Here is a 3,056-nt window from a genome sequence, read left to right as displayed (position 1 = left end):
GGCCACGGCCATTGCCGGCCGATCTCGGCGAAGGACGGCTCGTCGATGGCGACGACCATGGCGCCATGCGCGGCCGGCTGCGGCGGGTCGGTGGTCGAGAACAGGTCGAAGGCGCGGTTCTCCACCACCTGCCAGTCCGTCGTCGCGCCGAGCGGCAGCAGGGCCGCGAACAGCAGCACCGCCAGCAGCAGCGACGGCCACAGGCTGTCGTGGATCCGGCGCCGTGCCATCTAGTGCCGTCCGAGGACGGATGGTCGGCCCATTCTCGAGCCGAACCGATTGCCTCTCCCGCTTGCGCGGCGACGTTCACATATCGCCTCTTTTGAGTCCCCCCTCCCCTTGCGGGAGGGGGATAGGGGGAGGGGGTTCTCTCGGCTCGAGCGAGCCCTGGCTGGCGCACGCCGGCATAGATGGCGGGTTCGGTGCCCTGTCCATTCGCGCGCGGACGCGCGCAGACCCCTCCCCCTGCCCCCCTCCCGCAAGGGGAGGGGGGACTTGAAAACGCTCACTTCAAAGACCGCATCCGTCACTCGCGACACCGAAGCTAGAACCGGATCGACACGGTGGCCGCGACCAGCCGGCCCGGGGCCTCGACCCCGAAGGCGGAATCGTAGTCCTCGTCGAACAGGTTGCGGATGACGAAGCCCAGCGCGATCCGCTTGTCCAGCGGCTCCCAGCTGATCGCGATGTTGGTGCTGCCGAAGCCGTCGATCTCCGGCACCCCCGGCCCGCTGGATTGAGGCCCGGCCCAGACCCGCTCGATCTGCGCCCGGATCTGCAGCGGGTGGACCCAGACGGCGCCGACCCGCGCCGTCCAGTCCGGCACGAAGGGGATCCGCTTGCCCTCGTCGATGCCCTCGGTGATCTCGGACCGGATCAGCGAGGCCGAGCCGTAGACGCCGATGCCGCCGGTGAACCAGATATTGCCGGCGGCGGTGACCCGGTCGGTGCGGCCGCGCTCGACATCGACCGAGACCAGCTGGGCCGAGGGGTAGGCGAAGGACAGGTTCTCCAGCTCCTGGTGCTGGCCCTCCAGGCTGGTGAAGATGTGCGGCGTCCACTCCGCCTCCCACCGCGCGGTGGTGCTGGTGGCGACGCCACCCGTGCCCAAAGGCAGCGTGTCGGCCAGGATGCCGACCGTGTCGGTCGGGGCCAGGGTCAGGTTGCCCGGCGTCTCGGCGTTGCGCTGGATCGCGGCGCGCAGCCAATGCCCCTCGGCGGGGGACCAGGCGATGCCCAGCCGCGGCTCCAGCACCACCTCCGGCACCGGCCCGCCTTTCTCGGCGCGGACGATGCCGGTGCCGAAATCGATGCGCAGGTCGGGGAAGGGCGTCCAGCGGCCATAGGCGAAGACGCGGCCCAGCGTCTGGTCGATCTCGGTGCGGCTCTCGCCATGGGTCCGCTCCGACTGCACCTCCTCGCCCAGGAACTTCAGTGTCGTCCACGCAGTCTGGTCGGCGGACAGGACGGACCGGGTCGACTGCACCTCGAACCCGTACTGGACGGTGATGTCGCCCGCCCCCCAGACATGGGCCAGTCCGCCCATCGTGGTGTCGCTGCGCTGCTTGGCGATGTCGTCTTCTCGCAGGTCGTAGCTGATGAAATCGGGGAAGACCGGGTCCGGGATGTCGAACAGCAGGCTGCGGTTGAAGTCGCGGCGCTCGACATGGCTGTGCTGGACCACGGCCATCAGCCGGCTGCGCTCGGCCAGTCGGTAGCCGAAGGCCAGGCCGCCGGACACCGCCCGGCTGCGCTCGCTGGCAAAGGGCGTGGGGGCGAACACCGTTCCGGCGAACTCGTTGCCGGCCTCGCCGCCATCGATCCAGGCGGCGAAGCTGCCGCCGAGGCCGAGGCGACCGGCCAGGCGGGCTGAGCCGGTCCAGCTGTCGCTGTCGTCGCCGGGGTCGTCCCCGTTGGTGTCGACGCGGGCGAAGCTGGCCCGGAACGCCAGCGGGATCGGGGCGACGGTGTAGGCGTCGATATCGACCCCTTCGCTGTGGCCGAGCGTATCGCCGACCGTGACGATGCCGCCGGTCAGCTGCGCGTCCAGGAACGGCCGCGGCAGCAGGTCGGTGCGGCGCTGGCGCGACGATGCCAGGGTCGGGTCCAGCAGCAGGGCCTGGATCTCTGCCGACAACGCCACGCCCTCCGGCACGGCGGGGTCGGCGCCGAAGGCGGTCGGCTGGCTGATCACCGACCGGCCGAGATAGGTGGAAGCGCTGAACGCGTCGTCGGTGCGGTCGTTGTAATAGCGGCCCCAATCGACCAGGCCGAGATTGGCATAGGCGCCCAGCAGCGGCGGCCCCAGCCGGTTGCCCAGATTGGCGGTGCTCAGCGCCAGGGTGCCCTGGCCGCTGCGGGCCGCGATCTCGCGCGCGTTGTGGATCGCCTCATCGGCCTCGGCATTGTCGATGGCGATGATGGTGCGCAGGTTGGGCACCATCGGGTCGTTCGGGTCCAGCCGGTCGGCGTTGCCCAGCGTCTGCTCCGCCTGGCTGGTCTGGCCCAGCGCGTACTGCGCCGCGGCCAGGCCCTGCAGGTTCTCCGACGACGCCGGGTTGGCGGCCGAGGCCGCCAGGAACTTCTCCAGCGCGCCGTCGATGTCGCCGGTCTCGAAGGCCAGGATGCCTTCGCCGACCAGGGTGATGCCGGAATCCGGGTCGATCGCCCGGGCTTCGGCCAGCAGCGTCCGGGCCCGGTCGACCATGCCGGATTCGAGATACAGGACGGCGCGGTTGATCCGGATATTGGCTGCGTCGGGATCCAGCGCCGCCGCCGTCTCCAGCGCGGCGTCGGCCTCGACCAGCCCGCCGCGGATGTCGTGCAGCATGGCCAGGTCGTTCCAGCCCTCGGCATCGCCGGGCGCCGCGGCCGTGGCGCGGCGCAGCAGAGCCAGGGCGCCGTCCGGGTCGTTGGCGAAGGCGACCTTGTAATTGGCCGCCATGCGCAGCGCCTCGGGGTCGTCAGGGTCGATCGCCAAGGCGCGGTCTACCGCCTGCCGCATGCCGTCGCGGTCGCCCAGCACCTGCGCCGCGGTGGCCTCGCTGACGGCGATG

At 71.1% G+C, this 3,056-nt stretch carries 2 protein-coding genes; both read right to left on the bottom strand.

From position 1 onward, the window contains the following. Positions 1 to 230: CHASE2 domain-containing protein (locus P409_RS30425; RefSeq protein WP_034847267.1), on the bottom strand; the 230-nt coding region annotated here is incomplete at its 3' end. Between the two features lie 314 nt (positions 231 to 544). Then, positions 545 to 3,056 (bottom strand): TonB-dependent receptor domain-containing protein (locus P409_RS30420; protein WP_034847265.1); only part of this gene is annotated, 2,512 nt, incomplete at its 5' end.

Source organism: Inquilinus limosus MP06, from assembly GCF_000767795.1.
Classification (GTDB): Bacteria; Pseudomonadota; Alphaproteobacteria; order DSM-16000; family Inquilinaceae; genus Inquilinus; species Inquilinus limosus_E.
Note: the sequence above shows the minus strand (reverse complement) of the source record. Positions and strands in the feature narration are given on the sequence as shown.